The organism is Inhella crocodyli, assembly GCF_004004565.1.
Lineage (GTDB): Bacteria > Pseudomonadota > Gammaproteobacteria > Burkholderiales > Burkholderiaceae_C > Inhella > Inhella crocodyli.
On the sequence record NZ_SACM01000003.1, the window covers coordinates 263,482 to 285,204 of the forward strand.

A 21,723-nucleotide genomic window follows, 5' to 3' on the forward strand; every position below is an offset into this window, starting at 1 on the left:
GACGCTTAGAAGAAGTCCACCGAGCCCACCGAAACGGGCGGCGCCAGCCGCCCGTCTTCCACCAGCCTCTCGTGGCACAGGGCTTGGTTGCGCCCCGACTGCTTGGCAACGTAGACCGCGCGATCCGCTCGCTCCAAGGCCGCATGAGGGGTGTCGTCGGGCAGCAGTTCGGTGAAGCCCACGCTCAGGGTGATGCGGCCCACTTGCGGGAAGTCGTAAATCTCGGCGGCCAACCGCAGCTTCTCGAACGCGCGGGCAGCCCCGGCTTGCGGAGCCCCACGCAGCAGCACCACAAACTCTTCGCCGCCGAAGCGGAACAGGCGGTCGGTGTGGCGAAAGCAAGCGCGCATCAATCGGGCCATGAGCAACAAGACCTCGTCGCCCACCAAGTGACCGTAGGTGTCATTGACCCGTTTGAAATGGTCGACGTCGATCATGCCGAGCCAAGCCGGCGAGTCGGCCGAGGCGGCGCGTTGATCCAAGTCCTGGGTCGGTGCCGTTTGCTCTCTCGCCAGGGTCATTTGCGCGGCACGGGTGAACGCCTCGTCAAAGGTTTTGCGGTTCAGCAAGCCGGTGAGCAGATCCCGCTCGTTGTCAGTGACCAGTTCGCGGAAGTTGCCATAGAAGCGCAAGAAGCTGGACACCATCCGCACCTGCTCTTGCGTCATCGCCTCGGAGGAGGCGATTTGCAAGACGCCCGCGCCACCGTCGTCGTCGAACAAAGGGAAGCAGGCGAGGTGTTGGGCTTCGTCGTCGATAGAGAAGCAAGGATCGCCTTGGGCCAGGGCGCGCGCCGCTTCGAGTTGTGTGTCCAGCAAGGGCAGCTGTTCCAGCGCCAAGGAAGGCGAATCGAAATGCAAGCCCACCTCGTTGGCGCGTTGCAGGGCGCGCACCGTCCAGCGCACGTGGGGGTGATCGTGCACCGTCATTCGCACCGCGGCCCACTCCGGCCTCAGGGTATCCATCACCAAGGTGACCAAGGCCTGGTCCAAGCGCTCCAAATCGCGAAGCGCTGTGACATCGGCCAACTGGTTGACAAGGTTCATGGCGGGCGGCGAGTCAGGGCTGGAGGGTGAAGGTTGAGGGCGAGTCCGGGCGGGTCAGTCGCGTCACAGGCCAAGGCAAACTCAGCGGCGCACGATCAGGGGCTGGAGCTCGCTGCTCGCGCGCAAGCGGCGCGCGGCCTCTTGCGCCTGCTCGGCCGAGTCGAAGGGGCCGAGTTGCACGCGGTGCAGGCCGCGGTCGCGGAAGGTGGTCAGCAGGGGCTCGGCCTGCGGCCATTGCTGGCGCACGCGCTCCTTCAGGGCCAGGGCGTTGTCCAGGCCCTTGAAGCTGCCCAGTTGCACCCAGATGCCCGGGCTGGGCGCGCGCACCTGCGGCGCCGCGTCGTCCACCGGCGCTGCCTCGCGCAGGGCCTGCGTGCCGGCGATGTCGGGCGCGCCCACGGGCGTGGCGGGCGCGGCCAGCACCGGGTCGGGCGGCGTGCCCTCGCGCGTCCAGCGGCCGGCGCGGATCTCCTCGAAGGTCAGGCGCTGGATTTCGACCGGTGCCACGCCGCGGTGCACGTCGAGCTTGAGCGCGGCGGTGTAGCTCAGGTCGATGACGCGGCCCTTGCTGAAGGGCCCGCGGTCGTTGACGCGCACGATCACCTCGCGCCCATTGGCCGGGTTGCGCACGCGGGCGTAGCTGGGCAGGGGCCAGCGCGGGTGGGCCGCCGTCATGGCGAACATGTTGTAGGTCTCGCCGCTGGCGGTGGGCCGGCCGTGGAACTTCTTCCCGTACCAACTGGCCAGGCCCTTTTCCGAGTAGGGGCGGTCTTCCAGCAGGGGCTCGTAGCGCTCGCCCAGCACTTCGTAGGGCTTGTTGGGCCCGCCGGGGCGGATGGGTTCCACGCGGGGCACCGCATCGGGCACCTTGAGCAGGTCGGGCGGCACTTCGGCGGTCAGACCGTCGCGCCCTGCGCGCTCGGGCGCGGGCAGCGGGTTGGGCGCGCGCGTGGCGCAGCCCGTCACCAGGGCCAAGGTCAGGCCCAGCGTCAGCCAGAGAGTGAGCCGTTGCAGCATGGGCGCGCACCTTAGCATCGCGGGCTCAGCCGCTCCAGGCCCGCCGCAAGCCACCATGTCCGACACCGTTTTCCCGCCCCCGCCGCTGCCAACGCTGACCGTGGTCGGCCGCCCCGAACGCTTCCCGGTGCACCGCATTTACTGCGTGGGCCAGAACTACGCCGAGCACTCGCGCGAGATGGGCTCCGACCCGCAAAAGGTGCCCCCGTTTTTCTTTGCCAAACCGGCCGACGCCGTGTTCGAGCCCACGCTGCACGGCGCCCTGCCTTACCCCAGCGCCACCGAGAACCTGCACCACGAGGTGGAGTGGGTCATCGCGCTGGGCGCACCGCTGCACCGCGCCACGCCCGCGCAGGCCTTGGCTGCGGTGTGGGGCCATGCGGTGGGTTTGGACCTGACCCGCCGCGACCTGCAGGCCACGGCCAAGGCCGGCGGCAAGCCCTGGGACACGGCCAAGGGCTTCGACCGCTCGGCGGTGATGGGCCCCCTCCAGCCCCTGGCGGGCGTGCTGCCCAGCGCCGGCCGCATCGCGCTGAGCGTGAACGGCACGCCGCGCCAACAAGGGAACTTGAGCGACCTGATCTGGCCCGTGGCGGAACTGCTGGCCAAGCTCAGCGCCTTCTATGAATTGCAGGCGGGCGACCTCGTCTTCACAGGAACGCCCGCCGGCGTGGGCCCCTTGCTGCCGGGCGACCGCGTCGAAGCGAGCATCGAGGGCCTGCCCCCGCTGACCTTGGAGATGGCCCCCCGTGTTTGACCACAACGAAACCCTGGACGAGGCCCGCGCCCGCAACATCGCGGACGCCTTGCGCGAAGACATCGGCGTGGCCGACTGGACGGCGCGTCTCACCCCGGCCGGTCAGCGCGTGAGCGCGCAACTGCGCGTGCGCGAGGCGGCGGTGTGCGCCGGCCAGCCTTGGTTCAACGGCGTTTACGCCGCCCTGGACCCGAGCGCGGTGCTGAACTGGCACGTGGCCGAGGGCGCCGAGATGCAGGCCGACACGGTGATCTGCACGATCGAGGCCGACGGCCGTGCGCTGCTCAGCGCCGAACGCCCGGCGCTGAACTTCCTGCAAACCCTGTCGGCCGTGGCCACGCTCACGCGCCAGCACGTGAAGGCCATCGAAGGCGTCAGCCCCAACCCCAAGGGCTGCGCGATCCTGGACACCCGCAAGACCCTGCCGGGCTTGCGCCTGGCGCAGAAGTACGCCGTGCGCATGGGCGGCGGCGCCAACCAGCGCCTGGCGCTGTACGACGGCATCCTGATCAAAGAGAACCACATCGCCGCCGCCGGTGGCGTGACGGCCGCGCTGCGCGCGGCCGAAGCGCTGAACGCGGGCGTGGGCATCCAGATCGAGGTGGAAACGCTGGACCAGTTGGACGAGGCCCTGCAGGCCGGCGCCACCAGCCTGCTGCTGGACAACTTCTCGCTCGAGGCCCTGCGCGAGGCCGTGCGCCGCAACGCGGGCCGTGCGCTGCTGGAAGCCAGCGGCGGCATCACGCTGGAGGCCCTGCGCGCCATCGCCGCCACGGGCGTGGACCGCATCAGCATCGGCAAGTTGACCAAGGACGTGCGCGCCGTCGACTACTCCTTGCGGGTGCTGGGGCCGCTCGTCTCGACATGACCCTGCGGCCCATGCAAGCGGCCGACGCCGACGCGGTGCTGGCCGTGCAGCAGGCCGCCTACCCGCCCAGCCACCATGAAAGCTGGGCGGTCTTGGGCCGCAAGCTGGCGCTGTGGCCGGCGGGCTGCTGGGTGATGGCCGACGGGGCCGGCACCGTGCAGGCCTACCTGTTCAGCCACCCCGGCCGCTTGGACGCGCCACCGCCCCTGCACGGCCTGCTCGACGCCCTGCCCGAAACCCCCGACGCCTACGCCCTGCACGACCTGGCCTTGCACCCGCGCGCCCAAGGCCAGGGCCTGGGGTCGGTGCTGTGGCGCCAAGCGCTGGCCTGCGCGCACGCGGCGGGCCTGCCGGCCATGAGCTTGGTGGCGGTGCAGGGGTCGGCGGGGTTTTGGGGGCGGCAGGGATTCCATGCGGTGGACGCGTCGACCGTGGCGGGGCTGGTGGAGAAGTTGGCGGGGTATGGGGCGGATGCGGTGTTCATGCGGCGCCCTGCCTGGGCCGCTGCTTGAGTGCTTTGGGTGGGAGCCCTTGGGGGCTTCACCCCCAAACCCCGACCCCCTTTTGTCTTGCCAAAAGGGGGGAAAAGCGCCTGCCCCGGCTCCAGCGTCCTGGCCTGCGGCCAGGATTCCCTGCGTTCGCTGCGCTCACTGCGGTCAGACAGCAATCCCGGGTCAGTGCTTGAAGCGCGCTGACGCGCGCGCCCCCCTGCACTGCGCTGCTCGGCGCCTACGAACGGGGCAGCAGCCGAATACCGAACAGCCCGGACTTCAACCCGTGGCGCCGTTTCCCGGCTGCTGGCTGCTCGGCTGTTCGCCCCGTTTGACGAGCCGAGCAGCGCAGCCGAGTCCGGCGCGCGCGCAGCGCGCTTCAAGCACTGACTCCGCCCGACTGTCTGACCGCAGTGAGCGCAGCGCACGAAGGGAGTTTCGGGCGGGCCGGGCTTGGCGAGCAGCGCAGGGAACCCCCGCCAACGGCGGGGGCGAAGGCTGCCGGGGCGCCGCGGTTTTGGTTCCTTTTGACAAGACAAAAGGAACCCGGGGTGCAGGGGCGGAGCGCCCTGCGGGCTCTCCCGAAAGCACCCCACCCTCAGCGCACCGACGCCAAGAACCCTTCCACCGCCTGCCTCGCCACCGCCTCGTCCAAGGTCGGCGCATGCCCCCGCATCGGCACCTCCACCGCCTGCAGGCGCGGCAGTCGCTCGCGCATCGCGGCCACGGTGGCCGTGCTGAGCAAATCGCTCAAGGCCCCGCGCAGCAGCAACATGGGCACCGCCTGGGCCGCGTCGAACAGGGGCCAGAGGTCCGGCACGGCCGATCCGTTGGCCAGGCCCTGGGCGATGGCGGGGTCGTAGTCGGCCACCCAACGGCCCTCGTCGACGACGTGGGTGTCGGCCACCATCTGCCGCCAGTCGTCGGTGCTGAAGTCGGGAAAGACGCTGGCCTGCGTGGCGGCCGTGCGGGCCACGGCCTCGTCCAGCGAGGTGGCGGGCGGCTGGCGCCCCACGTAGCCGGCGATGCGCGCCAGGCCCTCGGCCTCCAGCACCGGGCCCACGTCGTTGAGCACCAGGGCGCGCACGCGGCCGGGCTGCATCGCCGCCAGCATGGTGCCCATCATCCCGCCCAGGGACGTGCCGACGACGTGGACCTGAGGCACCGCCAGGTGGTCGAGCAGGGTCAGCACGTCGGCCACGTAGCGGTCGGGGCGGTAGCGGCTGGGGTCGGGGTCGCGCTCGGACAGGCCGCGGCCGCGCAGGTCCGGGCAAAGCACGCGCCAGCCTTGCGCGCTGGCGCGTGCCGCCAGCCGGGCAAAGTCGCGGCCGTTGCGCGTCAGCCCCGGCAGGCACAGCAGCACCGGCGCCCCCGGGGCGGCGCCGAGCCACTCGCTCACGTGCAGGCGCAGGCCGTCGTCGCTGCGGTGGTAACGATGGACCTGCACCGTCCTGACCTCCGCGCTCAGAAGCGGTAGGCCGCCGTCATCGACACCTGGCGCGGCGGGCCGTAGAAGCCGCTCAGCACCCCGAGGGCCGGGATGTTGTAGCCATCGGTGCGGTAGGCCTTGTCCGTGAGGTTGCTGCCTTGCAGCGACAGGCTCAGGGCCTTGTTCACCTGCCAGATGGCGCCGGCGTTCACCAGGGTGTAGGCCGGCTGGGCGATGGCCTCGCTCAGGTCGGTGGTGGGATAGACCTTGCTGCGGTGGCTGACGCCGGCGCGCAGGCGCAGCTCGCCGCCCAGGAAGAAGGGCGTGCTGTACTCGACGTCGAGCGCGCCCGAGGTCTTGGGCGTGTTGCTGAACCACTTGCTGCTGGCCACGTTGACGCCACGGTCCAGGTACTCCTTGTACTTGGCGTCGATGTAAGACGCATTGCCTCGCACCAACCACTGGGCGCTGGGGCGCCAGATGAACTCGAGCTCGAGGCCGTTCACGTCGGCCTTGCCGGCGTTGGTGAAGTCGCCGAAGAAGCCGGGCTGGCCGTTGGCCTGGGTGAAGGAGGTGAACACCGACAACTGCACGTTCTTGTACTTGTTCATGAACGCGGCGGTGTTCAGCTCCAGGCGGCCGTCGTCCAGCACGGTCTTGACGCCGAACTCCAGCGAGGTCAGTTCTTCGTCCTCGAAGGGCTTGGACGACGAAGGCACGGCGGTGACGTTGGCGCGGATGTTGTAGCCACCGCTCTTGAAGCCACGCGACACCGTGGTGTACAGGTTGGTGCTGGGCGACCAGGCGTAGTCCAGCGACAGCTTGGGCGACCAGTTGTTGACGTTGCGCGTCTTGTCGAAGTCCGACACGGTGGCGATGGGCGTCGTGAAGGTGTCGTTGCTGAAGGCGCGGTTGAGCACCACGGCGCGCTTTTCCTCGCGGGTGTAGCGCAGGCCGGTGGTGAGGTTCAGCTTGTCGCTCAGGGCCCAGTCCCAGTCGCCGTACAGCGCCGTGCTCTTGGTGAACACGCGGCCGTTGGTGTCGCCAAAGGAGGCGTTGAAGAAGTTGTTGCGCACGCGGCCGCCGGCGTCGCCGTCGAAGCGGTAGAAGCCCAGCACGCCACCGTGGGTGTTGAGCAGTTGCAGCTCGTAGGTCTTGGCGCTGTCGTTGTAGGCGGCGCGCACGTCGGCGATCTTGTTGGGCAGGCCGTCGAAGTCGATGGAGGTCTCGGTGTCGCTGCGGCGGTTGGCGACCACGAACTTGGCCGACCAGTCGCCGCTCAACTGCAAGTTGGCGGTGATGGCGCTGCCGTCGCCGTCGGTGTAGTTGGTGTTGGCCATGCCGCTCTTGATGTCGTAGCGGCTGGTCATCAACGTGTCGCCGGGCACGAAGCGGTTGGTGGCCAAGCGCTGGAAGCCGCGCATGTTGGAGTTGTCGCGGGTGGCGTCGGCGCTGACCTGCAGGCTGAAGGGCAGGTCCTTGGGGAACCAGCCGAACTGCACGCGACCGGCGTCGGTGTCTTGGTTGCTGACGTCGCTGCCGTCGGTCAGGTTCTTGCCAAAGCCGTCGCGGCTCAGGGCGGCCACGGCCACGCGGCCGCGCCACTCGCCGCTGTCGTTGGCGCCGCCCACCGAAGCCTTGGCCTGCACCTGGCCGTAAGAGCCCAGGGTCAGCGAGCCTTGGCCCGACAGGCTGGTGCCCAAGGGCTTGCTGACGTACTTGACCGCCCCGCCGATGGTGTTCTTGCCGTACAGCGTGCCCTGCGGGCCGCGCAGCACCTCGATGCGCTGGACGTCGAACACCTCCAGCAGCGCGCCCTGCGGGCGGGCGATGTAGCTGTCGTCCAGGTAGATGCCGACGCCCGGGTCCACGCCCCACAGCGGGTCGGCCTGGCCCACGCCGCGGATGAAGGTGGTCAGCGTGGTGTTGCTGCCGCGGGCGGCGTACACGGTGAGGCTGGGCACCTGGCCCTGCAGGTCGCCCAGGTTCTTGACGTTCAGCCGGTCGAGGCTCTCGGCGGTCAGCGCGGTGACGGCCACGGGCGCGTCCTTGATCGTTTCCTCGCGCTTGCGGGCCGTGATGGTGACCTTCTCCAACTGCGTGGAGTCGGCCGCCGGGGCGGCGGCGGCTTGGGCCATGGCCTGCGGCGCGGCAAAGGCGGCCAAGAGGCTGAGCGACAACAGTCGCAGCGGGAACGGACGGGTCATCGGGGGTCTCCTTGGGATGCGAGTTCGGCGCGGAATCGGGGACGCGCCGTCGGGTTGGACAGTGCCGATAGCGCAAGCGCCGTGCCGGCTTGTGGCGTTCGAGGGAAAACCATCAAGTTCGTTCGACCGGTCGGCCAAGGCGCGGCCCCGCCGCGGGGGCGTCACCGGGTTGTCACGGGGCTGGCGGGTCCCGGCGGCGGTGGCGAGCTGTCTGCCGGGCGGTCAGTGATCGGGATTCAGACAGCGCGCCTCACTGCGCTGTCCATCCACCATCCACCGGCAAGGCCACCCCGGTGATGCCGGCCGCCGCGGGGCTGCACAAGAACACCGCCACCTCGCCCAGGGCCGAAGGCGGCAGCAGGGTCAGGTTGGGTTGCTTTTCACGCAGCAGCTCGCGGATGCCGGCCTCGCGGTCGCCCCCCACCGCGGCGGCGCGGGCCTCGATCTGCGGCTGGATCAGCGCCGTGTCGGTCCAGCCCGGGCAGATGCAGTTGGCGGTGATGCCGTCGGTGGCCGTCTCCAGCGCCACGCCCTTGTTCAGGCCCACCAGCCCGTGCTTGGCCGCGAGATACGCCCCCTTGTTCAGCGAGGCCACCAGGCCGTGCACTGAAGCGATGTTGATGAGCCGGCCCCAGCGGCGCTGGCGCATGCCGGGAATGGCCGCCTTCATGGTGTGAAAGCACGCGCTGAGGTTCACCGCCAGGATGGCGTTCCAGCGCTCGGCCGGGAACTCGGCCACGGGGCAGGTGAACTGAATGCCGGCGTTGTTGACCATGATGTCGATGGGCGCGAGCAGCGCTTCGGCCTGCGCCACCAAGCCCGCGGCCTGGGCTTCGTCCATCAGGTTGGCGCTCACGTAGGTGCAGCGGGCGCCGGTGGCGGCTTGAAGCTGGGCCGCCACCTCGGCGCCTTGCGCGGCGGGCTCGATGCCATGCAACACCACTTGGGCGCCGGCGCGCGCCAGCGATTCGGCGATGGCCAGGCCGATGCCTTGGGTGGATCCGGTGACGAGGGCGGTGCGGCCGTGCAGGGACATGGTGGGTTCCGAAGGTGGGCAAAGAAGGGGGGCGCACCGCCGAAGCGGCGCGCGGGTCAGGCCGCGAGCAAGAAGCGCTCGACGATGCCGAATTGCTCGGGCGTGTTCAGCGCCGGGGCGTGGCCGCAGCCTTCGATCGTCACGCCCACGGCGCGGGGGCCGCGGTTGCGCATGGCGTCGAACACGGCGGGCGTGAGCAGGTCGGAGTCGGCGCCGCGCAGCACGAGCACGGGCAGGCTCAGGCGGTCCCAAGCGGGCCAGCGCGCGTAGTCGTCGGGGTGGTGCACGAACTGCATCACCATGGCCGGGTCGTAGTGCGGCGTCACGCGGCCGTCGGGCAGGCGGCGCACCGAGGTTTCGGTCAGCGAGCGCCACTGCGCGTCGCTCAACCAACCGTAGGGCGCGTAGACCTGCCGGAAGTAGGCCTCGAGCTCGGTCAGCGTGGCGAAGGCCGGCGGCGCGCCGGCGTAGTCGCGGATGCGGCGCAGCGCCGCGGGCTCCAGCTCGGGGCCGATGTCGTTCAGCACCAGGCGCTGGATGCGGTGTCGCAGGCGCCCATCGGCCGCGACGAGCCCGATGGCGCCGCCCATCGAGGTGCCCACCCAATGGCAGCGCTCGACGCCGAGTTGGTCCAGCAGGCTTTCCGCCAGCTCGGCGTAGAAGTCCAGGCAGTACTCGGCCTCGGGCCGCGGGCTCCATTGCGACAGGCCGCGGCCGAGGGTGTCGGGGCAGATCACGCGAAAGCGCGCGCTCAGGTGCTGCGCCAGCGGGTCCATGTCGCGCCCCGTGCGCGCCAGGCCGTGCCAAGCGACGACGACCTCACCGTCCGGCGCGCCCCAGTCGGTCAGGTGCAGCTCGCGGCCGGCGCAGCGGAGGTAGCGGCTTTGCATGGCTCAGCGCTTCAGGGATGCTGAACGGAGGCGACCCACGATGCCGGTGGGGAAGTGATACACCGACAAGACGAACAGCACCCCCAGCCACAGCAGCCAACGGTCGGGCGACACCAGCGCGCCCAGCACCGGCACGTCGCCCAGGGGGCCTTCGGCCAGGCGCATGAGGTCTTGCAGGTAGTTCTGCGCCAGCACGAAGAGCACCGAGCCGATGACGGCGCCGTACACCGTGCCCATGCCGCCGATGACGACGATGAGCAGCACGTCCAGCATGATCTCGAAGGACATCGAGGTCTCGGGCCCGGCGTAGCGCAGCCACAGCGCCAACAGCGCACCGGCCACGGTGGCGAAGAGGGCCGCCAGCACGTTGGAGGCCGTGCGGTACACGACGGTGCGGTAGCCGATGGCCTCGGCGCGGAAGGCGTTTTCGCGGATGGCCATCAGCACGCGGCCGAAGGGCGAGTTGACGATGCGCAGCATCAAGAGCACCAACGCCGCCACGGTGAAGAACACCAGGTAATAGGTCAGCAGCCGGCCGTCGACCGTCACGCCGAACACGGGCTCGTCCAGGAACTGCGTGGCCGGGCGCAAGAGCGCGGGCAGGCGGAAGTTCAGGCCGTCCTCGCCGCCCGTGAACTCGCTCAGCTGCGAGGCCAAGGTCAAGGAGGCCGAGGCCACGGCCAGCGTGATCATGGCGAAGAAGATGGCCTTGACCCGCAGCGAGGCCAGGCCGATCACCAGCGACAGCAGCAGCGAGGCCAGCAGCGCGGCGGCCAGGCCCAGGCCCAACGCCGTCCAGCTCGGCTCCATGCGGCTGCTGGCGATGGCGATGCCGTAGGCCCCGATGCCGAAGAACATCGTGTGCGCGAACGACACGATGCCGGTGTAGCCCAGCAGCAGGTCGTAGCTGACCACCAGCGCGATGAACACCAGGGCCTTGGCCGCCACGTTCAGCGACTTCGTGCCGGGGAACAGGAAAGGCGCCAGGGCCAGGCCCAGCACGGTGACGACGAGCAGCAGCGTCAGCCAGCGGCTGCGCGGCAGGTCGTGAGACAGCAGCGCGCGGATCATCACCCAGCCCTCCGCGCGACGGGGTACAGCCCTTCGGGCCGCCACAGCAGCACCAGCACCATCAGCGCGATGTTCGAAAACAGCGCCGCTTTGGGGGCCAAGAAGCCCGTGTAGTTGGCCACCAGGCCCACCAAGAGCGCGCCCACCAGGCAGCCCGCCGTGGAGCCCAGGCCCCCGATGATGATGACGATGAACAGCAGCACGTTGACCTCGTGCCCGATGCGCGGCGTCACCCCCTGCTGGTACAGGCCCCACAGCACGCCGCCCAGGCCGGCCAGGGCCGAGCCGACGACGAAGGTGCCGACGAACAGGCGGCGGATGCGGTAGCCCAGGCTCTCGACCATCTCGCGGTCTTGCACGCCGGCGCGGATCAAGAGGCCCACCTTCGTGCGGTTCAGCACCCACAGCAGGCCCAGCAGCACGGCCACGCCCACGAGCATGGCCAGCACGCGAAAGCGCTCCACCGCCACGTCGCCCAGCACGAAGGAACCCCGCAGGCTTTCCGGCATGGGCAGGGGCACGAGCTGCGAGCCGTACTGCATCTTCAGCAGTTCCTCGCCCACGATCAACCCGCCCATGGTGATGAGGATCTGCTTCAGGTGCAGGCCGTACACCGGCCGCACCAGCACGCGCTCGAAGGCCAGGCCCACGCCGGCCGCCACCGCCATGCCCACCGTGCAGGCGATGGCCACGGCGCCCAGGTTGGCCAGCACGCTGGGCGAGATCGACCAGTCGAACAACCACCCGTCCGCGCCCAGCACGCTGGTGGCCACGAAGGCACCCAGCGCGATGAACAGGCCGTGGCCGAAGTTCAGCACGTCCATCAGGCCGAACACGAGCGTCAGACCCGAGGCGATGATGAACACGATCAGGCCCATGGCCAACCCGGCCAGGGTGAGCGTGGCCCAGGTGCTGCCGCTGCCGATCAGCGGCCAAGCCAGCAGGGCCACGGCGCCCAGCAGGGCCAGGGGGGCGAGGTCGGGGCGCTCTTTGGGCACCGATTCCGCTGCAGTGATGCTCATGAGTGCCTCCAGCGAAGGGCCGCTCCCGAGCGGAGGCGGCCCCCTCGGGGGGTGGCGAAGGCCCGAAGGGCCGTAGACGGGGGGCTCACTGGTGCGCTCCCAGGCTCAGGCCGAGCAACTCTTGCTGCCTGGCCTCGTCGTCGATCAGGTCCTGCATCGCACCGGCGTGCACCACGCGGCCGTTGTCCATCACGGCCACGCGGTCGCCCAGGGCCTTGGCCACGGCGAAGTTCTGCTCCACCAGCAGCACCGTGGTGCGCTGGGCTTTGAGCGCGCGCAGCGCCTCGATCAGGTTCTGCACGATGGCCGGGGCCAGGCCCTTGCTGGGCTCGTCGATCAGCAGCAGGCGCCGCGGCTCGACCATCGCGCGGGCGATGGCCACCATCTGCTTTTGCCCGCCGCTGAGCTTGCCGGCGGGGTAGAGCCAGAACTTCTTCAGCGCGGGGAAAAGGCCAAAGAGCCACTCCAGCCGTTCGCTGTCCAAGTCGGCGAGGCGCTGCGCGCCGCGGGCGGCGAGCAGCAGGTTCTCGGCCACCGTCAGGTCGCTGAAGATGCCCATGGTCTCGGGCACGTAGGCGATGTCGGCCTGCGCCACCTCGGGCGTGGCGCGCGGCAGCGGCGCGCCGGCGAAGCGGAGCGTGCCTTGGCTGGCGCCCCACAGGCCCATGATGGTGCGCAGCGTGGTCGTCTTGCCGGCGCCGTTGCGGCCCAGCAGCATGGTCACCTCGCCCTCGGGCACGGCGAGGTCGACGCCATGGAGGATGTGGTACGCCCCAATGTGGGTGTGAACGCCCTGGAGTTGCAGCAGGGGCGCACCCAGCGACGGGCCGCTCCCGAGCGGGTGCGGGCTCCCTTGGGGGGTGGCGGAGGCCGGGACGGCCGGAGACGGGGGGCTCACGGTCGTCATGCGGCCACCTCGCTGGCGATTCCGAGGTAGGCGTTTTGCACCACCGGCGACGCGATCACCGCCTCGGGTTCGCCATCGGCCACCAACTGCCCCTGGTGCAGCACCACGATGCGGTCGGCCAACTCGCGCACCACGTCCATCTTGTGCTCCACCAGCAAGATCGTGTGCTGGCCCTCGCGCTTGAGCTCGCGGATCAGGTCCAGCACCACGGGCACCTCGTCCACGCTCATGCCGGCCGTGGGTTCGTCGAACAGGTAGACCTGCGGCTTCAGCGCCATCAGCACGGCCACCTCGAGCTTGCGCTGATCGCCGTGCGGCAGGCTGGCAGCCAGGGCGTCGGCGCGCGAGCCCAGGCGCACGCGGTCCAGCAGGGCCTGCGCTTCGTCGATGAGCGCGCGGTGGTTCCGCCACACGCTGAGCATGCGCAAGCCCACACCGTGCCGCGCCTGCACGGCCAGGCGCACGTTCTCCAGCACCGTGAGATTGGGGAAGAGTTGCGTCAGCTGGAACGCCCGCCCCAGGCCCTTGCGCGTGCGCAGGGGCGCGCTCAAGGCGGTGAGGTCTTCGCCGTTCAGCAGCACCTTGCCCGAGGTGGCGGGCAACTGCCCGCTGACGAGGTTGAAGTAGGTCGTCTTGCCGGCGCCGTTGGGGCCGACGATGGCCGTCAGCGTGCCGGGCGCGAAGCGGCAGGACACGCGGTCCACCGCCACGTGCCCGCCGAAGCGGATCGTGAGGTCTTGGGTTTCGAGCACGGGGTCACTTCTGGCCGTTGCGAATCGGGACGTTCATCTCCGACGGCTTGATCTCGCGCACCAACTCCGGCACGCCCCACTCGAAGGCCGGGTCCACCTTGATGCGGAAGTGGTACATCGACTGCATGGCCTGGTGGTCCTGCGGGCGGATGGTCATTTCGCCCTTGGGCGATAGGAACTTCAGGCCCTTGAGCGCGCCTTGCAGCTTGGCGGCCTTGGGGTCGCCGCCGGTCTTCTTCAGGGCCTCGACGATGGCAATGCCCGCCGTCATGCCGCCGGCCGTGAACATGTCGGGCGGGGTCTTGAACTGCTTGTAGTGGTTGGCCACCAGCCACTCGTTGGCCGGGTTCTTGGGCAGGCCGAAGTAGTAGTACGCCGCGCCCTCCATGCCCGGGAACTGGCGGTAGGCCGTCATGGCCGGCAGGATGTTGCCGCCGGTGGCGATCTCGATGCCGTGGCGCTTCAAGTCCAGGTCGGCGATCTTGAACGGGTTGCCCGCGCCGGCCCAGAGGATGAAGATCACCTTGCGGCCCGGCTGGCCCTTGAGCTTGTCGATCAGGCGCTGCGCCCCGGCGGTGAAGTCGGTGGTGGTGGTGGGCAGGTACTCCTCGTGCACCAGCTTGGCGGTCTTGAGCGCCTCGCGGAAGGCCTTGATGCCGTCGCGGCCAAAGGCGTAGTCCTGCGCCAGGGTGGCGATGGTGGTGCCCGGCTTGTCCAGCGCCACGGCGTTGGCGATGGCGTCTTGCGAGCTGTTGCGCCCGGTGCGGAAGACGAAGGGGTTCCACTTGTCGCCGGTGATGGAGTCGGCCACGGCCGGCTCCACGATCAGCACCTTGCCGTACTCCTCGGCCACGGGCAGCAGGGCCAAGGCCACGCTGGAGCTGGTGGGGCCCACGGCGAGGTCGGCGCGGTCGTCGTCGAAGGCCGCGGCCAGGCGGCTCTTGCCCACGTCGGGCTTGCCCTGGTCGTCCTTCTCGATGACCACCAGCTTGCGGCCGTTGACCGCCATCGTGCCGTTGGTGGCGTACTGCAGGCCCAGCATCAGGCCGGTGTGCGTTTGCTTGCCGTAGGCCTCGAGCGGGCCGCTCTTGCTGTAGACGTGGGCGATGCGGACTTCTTGCGCTGCGGCCGGCATGGCGTGCAAGGCGAGGGGGGACAGGGCGGCGGCCAAGAGCGCGCGGCCCAGCCCGCGACGGGGGAGCAGGAGGAATTGCATCGGGTGTCTCCGTGAGCAGTGAAAGCCGCGTTGCAAGGCCCATGCCACGGCGGCGCTTCTGCGGGTTCCCCCTTGGTTTTGCGGGGCCAGAAGGGGGAAGCGCCACCGGCACATGCCCGAAGTTCAGACAGCGCCAAATTGCCGTCCAAATTTCAGGCAGATCGCCTGCTCACAAGCCGTACAGCGCGATCTTTTCGTACAGGGCCGCGCGCGACATGCGCAGCAGCTTGGCCGTGGCCACCTTGTTGCCCTGCGTGTGCGCCAAGGCAGCGGCGATGGCGCGGCGCTCGACGTCGGCGATCTGCTCCGACAGCGGGCGCAGCACGTCGGCCGGGGCCACGGCGGCGTCGGGGGCGCTGCTGGGCTTCGCGGGGGCGGCCGCCATCGCGGGTGCGTCGGGCAGCAGCCCGGCGAAGTGGCGCGCGCCCAGGTGCAGGTCGTCGCTCATCATGCTGGCCTGCTCCAGCGCGTTGCGCAGCTCGCGAATGTTCCCCGGCCAGGCCTGCCGCGACAGCAGCTCGATGGCGTCGGGCTCCAGCATGCGCAGCGGCATGCCCGAGCGGCGGGCGATGTCCTCGCTCAAGCTCTCGACCAAGGCCTCGATGTCGTCGCGCCGCTCGCGCAGCGGCGGCACGCGGATGGGCAGCACCGCCAGGCGGTAGTACAGGTCGGCGCGGAACTCGCCCGCGGCCACCATGGCGCTGAGGTCGCGGCTGGTGGCGGCGATGACGCGCACGTCGATGCGGTGCACCTTGTTGCTGCCCAGGGGCTCGAACTCTTGCTCTTGCAGCACGCGCAGCAGCTTGCTTTGCAAGGCCAGCGGCATGTCGCCGATTTCGTCCAGGAACAAGGTGCCACCGTCGGCGATGGCGAACTTGCCGTCGCGCCCTTTGCGGTCGGCGCCGGTGAAGGCGCCCGGGGCCACGCCGAAGAGCTCGGCCTCCAGCAGGGTGTCGGGGATGGCGGCGATGTTGATGCCGACCAAGGGCTTGGCGGCGCGCGGGCTGGCGGCGTGGATGGCGTGGGCCAGCAGCTCTTTGCCGGTGCCGGTTTCGCCCAGCAGCAGCACGGTGGCGTCGCGCGTGGCCACGCGGCGGGCCTGGCGCTTGACCTCCATGGCCGCCGCGCTGGTGCCGACGAAGCTGGTGATTTGGTACTTGGGCCGGCGCTGCTCGCTCAGTTGCCGGCGCGCGTCGTCCAGTTGTTGCTGCAGGTGGGCAAACTTCTGCACCAGGGGCTGCAGGCTGCTTTCGGTGTGGTCGGCCAGCACCAGGCCGATGGCGCCGATGACCTCGCCGTGCGGGTCGCGCAGCGGCAGGCGGCTCACCACGAATGTGCCGGCCTTGTTGGTCAGCAGGTCGACGAGGATGGGGCGGCCGCTGTCGATGACCTGCGCCAGCAGGGTGTTGGGCACCACCTCTTCGACGCGGTGGCCGACGAACTCGGTTTCTTGGTCGAAACCCAGCGCGGGCAGGAAGCGCTTGTAGCCGTCGCTGATCCAGACGATGCGGTGCTCGCGGTCCAGCAGCATCATGCCCTGCGAGGCTTCGGCCAGGTGGTCGAACATCGACTGGGCCGCCAGGCGCAGCACGTCGTCCAGGTCGGCGGGCAGGCTGGGGGCGGGGGCGGGGCGCAAGACGGGGGCGAACGGCATAAGGGGGCGATTGGAACCGCAGGAAACTCCCGACGCCATCGGGACTGAGCCCAGGCCGCAATCGCGGTACAACCGGGGCATCGCCACCTGGATTCGCACGATGGCTTCAGCCCCCCCCCTGCCCACCGAGGCCGACGAGTTGCTCTTGCTCGACGAGGACGCCCCGTGCGCCGAACCGAGCGGCCCGGCCCCGTGGCGCCTGCTGGTGGTGGACGACGAGCCCTCGGTCCTGGAGGTGACGCAGATGGTGCTGGGCCAGCACCAGTGCGGCGGGCGCCCCCTGTCCCTGACCCTGGCCCAAAGCGCGGCCGAGGCCCGCAGCATCCTGGCCCAGGACCCCGACTACGCCTTGGCCTTGGTCGACGTGGTCATGGAGACCGAGAACGCCGGGCTCGACCTGGTCGACCACATCCGGCACGACCTGCACCTGGACGCGCTGCGCATCATCGTGCGCACCGGCCAGCCGGGCCTGATGAACAAGCAAACCGTGCTCTCCCGCTGGGGCGTGGACGACTTCTGGCTCAAGACCGAACAAAACGCCACCACGCTGCGCCAGTCCATCTGCGCCGCGCTGCGGCCGCCGAACACGCCGCACCCGCCCTGTCACGCTTGAGCATCGCCTGATGCGCGCCGCGCTGCAGGACATCATGCGTCGCGTGTCGATGAGCCCGCTCATCGACGGCGGTGCCGAAGCCGATGCCATCCGGCTGGTGCTGGCCAGCGCCTGCGAGGGCTTGGCCATCCAGCGCGCCGGTGTGTGGTTTCTCGACCCTTCGCGCCAAGAGATCCGGTGCCGCCTGCTGATCGACCTGGCGCACGGCACCGAATCGGAAGACTTGGTGCTGACGCAGCGCGACTACCCGGCCTACTTCGACGCCCTGTCGCGCGAGCGGGCCATCGCGGCCCACGACGCCCACAGCGACCCCAGCACGCGCGAGTTCAGCGCCGGCTACCTGGCACCCCTGGGCATTGGTGCCATGCTGGACGTTCCCATCCGGCACCACGGGCAAATGATCGGGATCGTGTGCTGCGAACACACCGGCCCAGCCCGCACGTGGACCCCGGAAGAGATCACTTTCGCCACGGGTTTGGGCGACCTCGTGGGGCGCGCCATCAACGCCCGGCAGCAGCGGGAAGCCCAAGAGGCCCTGGCGGTGCTCAACCAGGAACTCGAACGCCGGGTCGAGGCCCGCACGGCCGAGTTGCGCGACATGCAGTCGCAGTTCGTCGAAACCGAAAAAATGGCAGCGCTGGGTGGTTTGGTGGCCGGCGTGGCGCACGAGATCAACACCCCCCTCGGCGTGGCCGTGACCGCCACGAGCCTGCTGCGCGACAACCACCGCGCCATGAGCGAGGCAGTGGCCAGCGGACGCCTGTCCCGCTCCGATGTGACCCGCTGGCTGGCCCAGCAAGACCAAGCGATTGACCTGCTGGAGGCCAACATCGGGCGCGCCGCCCACTTGGTGGACAGCTTCAAGCAAACCGCCGTGGACCAAAGCACCGACCTGCGGGAGATCGTGGCCTTGGGTCCGCTCGTGAAGCGAACGCTCACCAGCTTGCAACCCATCACGCGCCAAGTGTGCGAGCACGTGCAGGTGCACGTGCCCGAAGGGCTTTCGATAGAAAGTCACCCCGGCAGCTTGATCCAGGTGCTCACCAACTTGCTGACGAACGCCGCACGGCACGCCTTTGCGCCGCCGCGCCCCAACGCCGAACTGGCGGTGGCGGCGCGGGTACTGGACAAAGACTGGGTGGAGCTGAGCGTGCGGGACAACGGCGTGGGCATCGATCCGGCCTTGCAGCGCCGGGTGTTCGAGCCCTTCTTCACCACCAAGCGCGGCCAAGGCGGCAGCGGCCTGGGCTTGTCCATCGCCTACAACCTGGTGACACAACGCTTGGGTGGGCGACTGACGCTCGATAGCATGCCGGGCCAAGGCAGTTGCTTCCGCGCGGTGCTGCCGCGCGTGGCGCCACAGGTTCAGCCCGACAACGCCTCGTAGAGCGCCAGGTAGGCCTGCGTCAGCCCATGGTTGGGCTCCAGGTGGATCAGCGGCAGTGCGCGCTCGTGGCTTTCTTTGACCTTCACGCTGCTGCCCAGGTAAGGCTGCAGCACGGGCAGGCCCTCGTCGATCAAGGCCTGCACCGTGCGCTGCGGCAGGCTGGCCCGCGGCTGGAACTGGTTGACCACGATGCCTTCGACGTGCAGGGCGTCGTTGTGGTCGGCCTGGATCTCTTGCACGTTCTGCATCAGCTCGTACAACGCACGGCGCGCGAACTCGTCGCAGTCGAAGGGGATCAGGCAGCTGTCCGCCGCGATCAGCGCCGAGCGCGTGTAGAAGTTCAGCGCGGGCGGCGTGTCGATCCACACCTGGTCGTAGCCCTCGGCCACGTCGTTCAGCGCATCGCGCAGCTTGTAGATCTTGTGGCGCGTTTCCAGCTTGCTGTGCAACTCGTCCAGCTCGGCGCTGGCGGGCATCAGGTGCAGGTTCTCGAACGGCGTTTCGGTGATGAAGTCGGTGGCCTTGGCCGGGCGCACGCTGAACTTCAACGAGTTGTCGAAGAAGGCCGCGCTGCCGGTGCCCTCGGGCGGCGGCTCGTCGCCCAGCAGGTAGCGCGTGGCGTTGGCCTGGCGGTCCAGGTCGATCAGCAGCACGCGCTGGCCCTGGGCCGCGGCGATGGCCGCCAAGTTGGTCGTGATGGTGGACTTGCCCACCCCACCCTTCTGGTTGAAAACGACGCGCCGCATGGCAACTCCGGAAGCTGAAAAGGCGGCCGGATTGTGCGCTGCAGCAATCGGCCCGCGCGCCTGGGCCGTGTCGCTTGGAGGCGGCGCTCTAGGCCTGGGCCTGGGCCTGGGCCGGCTCCTCCATGCCGCCCCACGCCAGGCGCGACAGGCGCTGCAACTGCACCGCCGCGGCCACGGCCAGCACGATCAGCATGGCCTGACCGAGCTGTGGGGCCAAGGCCGGCCAAGGCAGCGGCCCGAGGAGCTTGGCCAGGGGGTTGCGCAGCGCCAGCACCAGCAGGCCCAGCGCCACCCAGGGCGCCCAGCGCAGTGCCGGCGCACCCTGCATCAGCACCCGGCCCGCCAGCAAGACCAACAAGGCCGCGACAAAGCCCAGGGTGAAGAGGGTCTCGAGGATGGGACGGGCCTTGCCGCCCCAGGCCGGCTGCGCCTGGAACGCCATCCAGGCCAGGCAGGCCAAGGCCAAGCCCAGGGCCAGGCTGCGGGCGCGCTGCGCTGGGGCGTCCGCGTGCTGCACCGCGCCGGCCGGTGTCGGCTTGAGCAGGGGCAGCAGCGCCAGGCCCAGCAGGCCCACGGCCGCGTCGATCAAGAGCGTGACCGGGTAGCCCCAGGCGTCGATCGCGATGCCCTGCCAGCTGGCCGAGGTGGCGATCGCCACGTTCGACAGCGCCATGTAGGCCGTGAACTGCGTGCCGGCCACCCTGGGATTGGTGACGTCCATCATGGCCGCGGTGCGCGTGCCGTACTGCAAGCCCATGAACACGTTGTAGGCCATGGTGGCGATCCACATCGCCTGCACCAGCACCGGCTCCAGGGTGCGCGCGCCGGCCGGCTTGGGCATGACGTGGCCCTGGGCCGACAGCATCCAGGCCAGGTACAGGCAAGGCAGGCTCATCAGGGCCGTGTACACGGCCAGCGTGCGCCGCCGGCCCAAGCGGTCGGACAGCCAACCGCCCAGCACCATCGCCAGGCCCGAGGCGATCGTCGACCACAGGGTGATGGCCGCGACCTGCGCGTCGTCGAATCCCAACTCCACCGAGAGGTTGGACTGCAGGGCCAGGCCCAGGCTCATCGCGCCGGCCGGCAGCAGGCAGAACAGCACGCCGGCAAAGGCCCCGCGGCTGCCGAGGAAGGCACGGAAGGCTTGGACCGAGAACTGGCGCATCTCGGCCATCACCTCGCCGGCGCCGCGGCGCACACGCGCGGCGCCCGCCGCGGCCGAAGCGGCCGCCTCGGCGACGGCCTCTTTCATGGGCAGCACCACCAGGCCGGTGACCGAAAGGATCGCCAATCCGACGAAGAAGAAGGTCGGCTGAAAGCCGGTGTACGGGGTGAGCATCAACACGCCCGAGCCGCCGATGGCCTGGCCCAACGAGGCGCCCGCGAACATCAGGCCGTTGGCCAAGCCGCGCTCGTTCTCTGCCAGGGTGTTGCAAGCCAGCGCATCGATCGCCACGTCCTGCACCGCGCCGAAGGTGTTGTGCACGAAGAGCAAGGCCGTGAACAGCGCCAGCTGCTGCGGCAGGTCTAGCAGCACCAGGCCGCTCAGGCTGGCCGCCATCAGGAGTTGCATGGCGATGATCCAGGCCCGGTAGTGGCCAAAGCGCGCCGAGCGGAACACGTCCACCACAGGGCCGAAGGCCCACTTGAAGCTCCAGGGCAGGTAGAACGAGGCCACAAAGGCCCCGATCTCGGTCGGGCTCACGTCCATGCGCCGCAGGTAGGTGGCGATGGCGGTGACGGCGAAGCCCAGCGGGATGCCCTCCGTCACGTACAGCGCAAAAAAGGCACCGAGTCGGCCGCGGCGCGTGGCCAGCAGGTTGGGCAGCATGGAGAACCCCAAATGCGACAACGCCCGCTGGGCAGCAGCGGGCGTTGGCTTTGTCTTTTGGCGCGACCGGCAAGAATCGAACTTGCGACGTGGCCTTCGGAGGGCCGCATGATATCCACTTCACCACGGTCGCAGCGAAGCCCGCCATTGTAGTCGGACCCCGCTGGCTATACTGCGCGACCTCTTTTCCCTGCGCCAACCCCGTGTTGAGGACCGCATGAGCCACGATCACCAAGAAGCCCACGAAGGCCCGATCAAGACCCCCAAGCAACTGGCCTGGGCCGTGCTGTTTGCCTTCGTGGTCCCCATCCTGACCATCATCTTGCTGGCTTACGCCGTGACCAGCCACTTCAAGCCCGCCGCGGGCACGGACGGCCTGGAGGCCGAACGCGTGGCCCAGCGCATCAAGCCGCTGGCCACGGTGGAAGTGAAGGACGCCAGCGACGTGAGCGCCCTGAAGACGGGCGAGCAGGTCTACCAAGCCCAGTGCGCGGCTTGCCACAACAGCGGCGCCGCCGGCGCCCCCAAACTCGGCGACGCCGGCGCCTGGGGCCCGCGCGTCAAGACCGGCTACGACGCCCTGCTGACCTCGGCCCTGAAGGGCAAGGGCGCGATGGGTGCCCAAGGCGGTGGCGACTTCTCCGACGTCGAAATCGGCCGCGCCGTGGTCTACATGGCCAACCAAGGCGGTGCCAAGTTCGACGAACCCAAGCTGCCGGCCGCCCCGGCCTCGGCCGCGCAGTAAACCAGCCAGGCCCAGCCTCCCAAAGCCGCCCACCGGGC

General features: G+C 69.7%; 20 protein-coding genes and 1 tRNA gene. 6 read left to right on the top strand and 15 right to left on the bottom strand.

What is annotated here, in order from left to right; all coding sequences use genetic code 11:
- Positions 1-5: 5 nt before the first annotated feature.
- Together EOD73_RS12020 and EOD73_RS12025 are read right to left on the bottom strand one after the other, a co-directional pair.
- Entirely contained in the window at positions 6-1,046 is a 1,041-nt protein-coding gene (locus EOD73_RS12020; RefSeq protein ID WP_127683251.1) for a GGDEF domain-containing protein, read from the bottom strand.
- Between the two features lie 81 nt (positions 1,047-1,127).
- Positions 1,128-2,063 (bottom strand): septal ring lytic transglycosylase RlpA family protein, encoded by a 936-nt coding sequence (locus tag EOD73_RS12025; protein ID WP_164846058.1) that lies wholly within the window; start codon positions 2,061-2,063, stop codon positions 1,128-1,130.
- A gap of 55 nt (positions 2,064-2,118) precedes the next feature.
- On the opposite strand from EOD73_RS12025, the gene EOD73_RS12030 reads away from it, so the two are divergent.
- The 3 genes from EOD73_RS12030 to EOD73_RS12040 are packed head-to-tail and all read left to right on the top strand — an operon-like array spanning position 2,119 to position 4,200.
- Entirely contained in the window at positions 2,119-2,820 is a 702-nt protein-coding gene (locus EOD73_RS12030; protein WP_127683253.1) for a fumarylacetoacetate hydrolase family protein, read from the top strand.
- On the top strand, positions 2,813-3,688 hold the full coding sequence (nadC, locus tag EOD73_RS12035) for a carboxylating nicotinate-nucleotide diphosphorylase (protein WP_127683254.1): 876 nt from the start codon (positions 2,813-2,815) through the stop codon (positions 3,686-3,688). Before EOD73_RS12030 ends, nadC begins: the two co-directional genes overlap by 8 nt.
- Entirely contained in the window at positions 3,685-4,200 is a 516-nt protein-coding gene (locus tag EOD73_RS12040) for a GNAT family N-acetyltransferase (RefSeq protein WP_127683255.1), read from the top strand. The genes nadC and EOD73_RS12040 overlap by 4 nt, the downstream gene beginning before the upstream one ends.
- A 577-nt stretch (positions 4,201-4,777) precedes the next feature.
- On the opposite strand, the gene EOD73_RS12045 is transcribed toward EOD73_RS12040, so the two are convergent.
- The 10 genes from EOD73_RS12045 to EOD73_RS12090 form a co-directional block, all read right to left on the bottom strand.
- Positions 4,778-5,626 (bottom strand): alpha/beta fold hydrolase, encoded by an 849-nt coding sequence (locus EOD73_RS12045; RefSeq protein ID WP_164846059.1) that lies wholly within the window; start codon positions 5,624-5,626, stop codon positions 4,778-4,780.
- Positions 5,627-5,643: 17 nt separating this feature from the next.
- The gene (locus EOD73_RS12050) at positions 5,644-7,815 is read right to left on the bottom strand and encodes a TonB-dependent receptor (RefSeq protein ID WP_127683257.1); all 2,172 of its coding nucleotides are present in this window, start codon (positions 7,813-7,815) and stop codon (positions 5,644-5,646) included.
- Positions 7,816-8,065: 250 nt separating this feature from the next.
- The gene (locus EOD73_RS12055) at positions 8,066-8,851 is read right to left on the bottom strand and encodes a 3-hydroxybutyrate dehydrogenase (protein WP_127683258.1); all 786 of its coding nucleotides are present in this window, start codon (positions 8,849-8,851) and stop codon (positions 8,066-8,068) included.
- A 56-nt stretch (positions 8,852-8,907) separates the two neighbouring features.
- On the bottom strand, positions 8,908-9,741 hold the full coding sequence (locus EOD73_RS12060) for an alpha/beta fold hydrolase (RefSeq protein ID WP_127683259.1): 834 nt from the start codon (positions 9,739-9,741) through the stop codon (positions 8,908-8,910).
- Between the two features lie 3 nt (positions 9,742-9,744).
- Positions 9,745-10,812, bottom strand: coding sequence for a branched-chain amino acid ABC transporter permease (locus EOD73_RS12065; RefSeq protein ID WP_127683260.1), 1,068 nt, complete (start codon positions 10,810-10,812; stop codon positions 9,745-9,747).
- Entirely contained in the window at positions 10,812-11,834 is a 1,023-nt protein-coding gene (locus EOD73_RS12070; protein ID WP_127683261.1) for a branched-chain amino acid ABC transporter permease, read from the bottom strand. The genes EOD73_RS12065 and EOD73_RS12070 overlap by 1 nt, the downstream gene beginning before the upstream one ends.
- An 85-nt stretch (positions 11,835-11,919) precedes the next feature.
- On the bottom strand, positions 11,920-12,654 hold the full coding sequence (locus EOD73_RS12075; protein ID WP_240660708.1) for an ABC transporter ATP-binding protein: 735 nt from the start codon (positions 12,652-12,654) through the stop codon (positions 11,920-11,922).
- Between the two features lie 83 nt (positions 12,655-12,737).
- A complete protein-coding gene (locus tag EOD73_RS12080) occupies positions 12,738-13,493 on the bottom strand; it encodes an ABC transporter ATP-binding protein (protein WP_127683263.1) in 756 nt (251 codons plus the stop codon).
- A gap of 4 nt (positions 13,494-13,497) precedes the next feature.
- Positions 13,498-14,628: a substrate-binding domain-containing protein gene (locus EOD73_RS12085; RefSeq protein WP_127683491.1), complete on the bottom strand. Its 1,131-nt coding sequence runs from the start codon at positions 14,626-14,628 to the stop codon at positions 13,498-13,500.
- Between the two features lie 250 nt (positions 14,629-14,878).
- Positions 14,879-16,363 (bottom strand): sigma-54 interaction domain-containing protein, encoded by a 1,485-nt coding sequence (locus EOD73_RS12090; RefSeq protein ID WP_127683264.1) that lies wholly within the window; start codon positions 16,361-16,363, stop codon positions 14,879-14,881.
- A 100-nt stretch (positions 16,364-16,463) separates the two neighbouring features.
- Between EOD73_RS12090 and EOD73_RS12095 the strand changes: the two genes are divergently transcribed.
- On the top strand, positions 16,464-16,976 hold the full coding sequence (locus tag EOD73_RS12095) for a response regulator (protein ID WP_164846060.1): 513 nt from the start codon (positions 16,464-16,466) through the stop codon (positions 16,974-16,976).
- A 10-nt stretch (positions 16,977-16,986) separates the two neighbouring features.
- Positions 16,987-18,363, top strand: a complete 1,377-nt coding sequence (locus tag EOD73_RS12100) for a sensor histidine kinase (RefSeq protein WP_127683266.1) — start codon at positions 16,987-16,989, stop codon at positions 18,361-18,363.
- Here the strand turns inward: EOD73_RS12100 and EOD73_RS12105 are convergent.
- The 3 genes from EOD73_RS12105 to EOD73_RS12115 all read right to left on the bottom strand — a co-directional run bounded on the left by EOD73_RS12105 (position 18,342) and on the right by EOD73_RS12115 (position 21,073).
- Complete coding sequence (locus tag EOD73_RS12105) at positions 18,342-19,109, bottom strand: ParA family protein (RefSeq protein WP_127683267.1); 768 nt, start codon at positions 19,107-19,109, stop codon at positions 18,342-18,344. The two genes, EOD73_RS12100 and EOD73_RS12105, sit on opposite strands and share 22 nt — an antisense overlap.
- Positions 19,110-19,197: 88 nt before the next feature.
- Complete coding sequence (locus EOD73_RS12110) at positions 19,198-20,940, bottom strand: MFS transporter (RefSeq protein ID WP_127683268.1); 1,743 nt, start codon at positions 20,938-20,940, stop codon at positions 19,198-19,200.
- A gap of 58 nt (positions 20,941-20,998) precedes the next feature.
- Positions 20,999-21,073, bottom strand: a tRNA-Arg gene (locus EOD73_RS12115).
- A gap of 84 nt (positions 21,074-21,157) precedes the next feature.
- Between EOD73_RS12115 and EOD73_RS12120 the strand changes: the two genes are divergently transcribed.
- On the top strand, positions 21,158-21,685 hold the full coding sequence (locus EOD73_RS12120; RefSeq protein WP_127683269.1) for a c-type cytochrome: 528 nt from the start codon (positions 21,158-21,160) through the stop codon (positions 21,683-21,685).
- Positions 21,686-21,723: the final 38 nt, after the last annotated feature.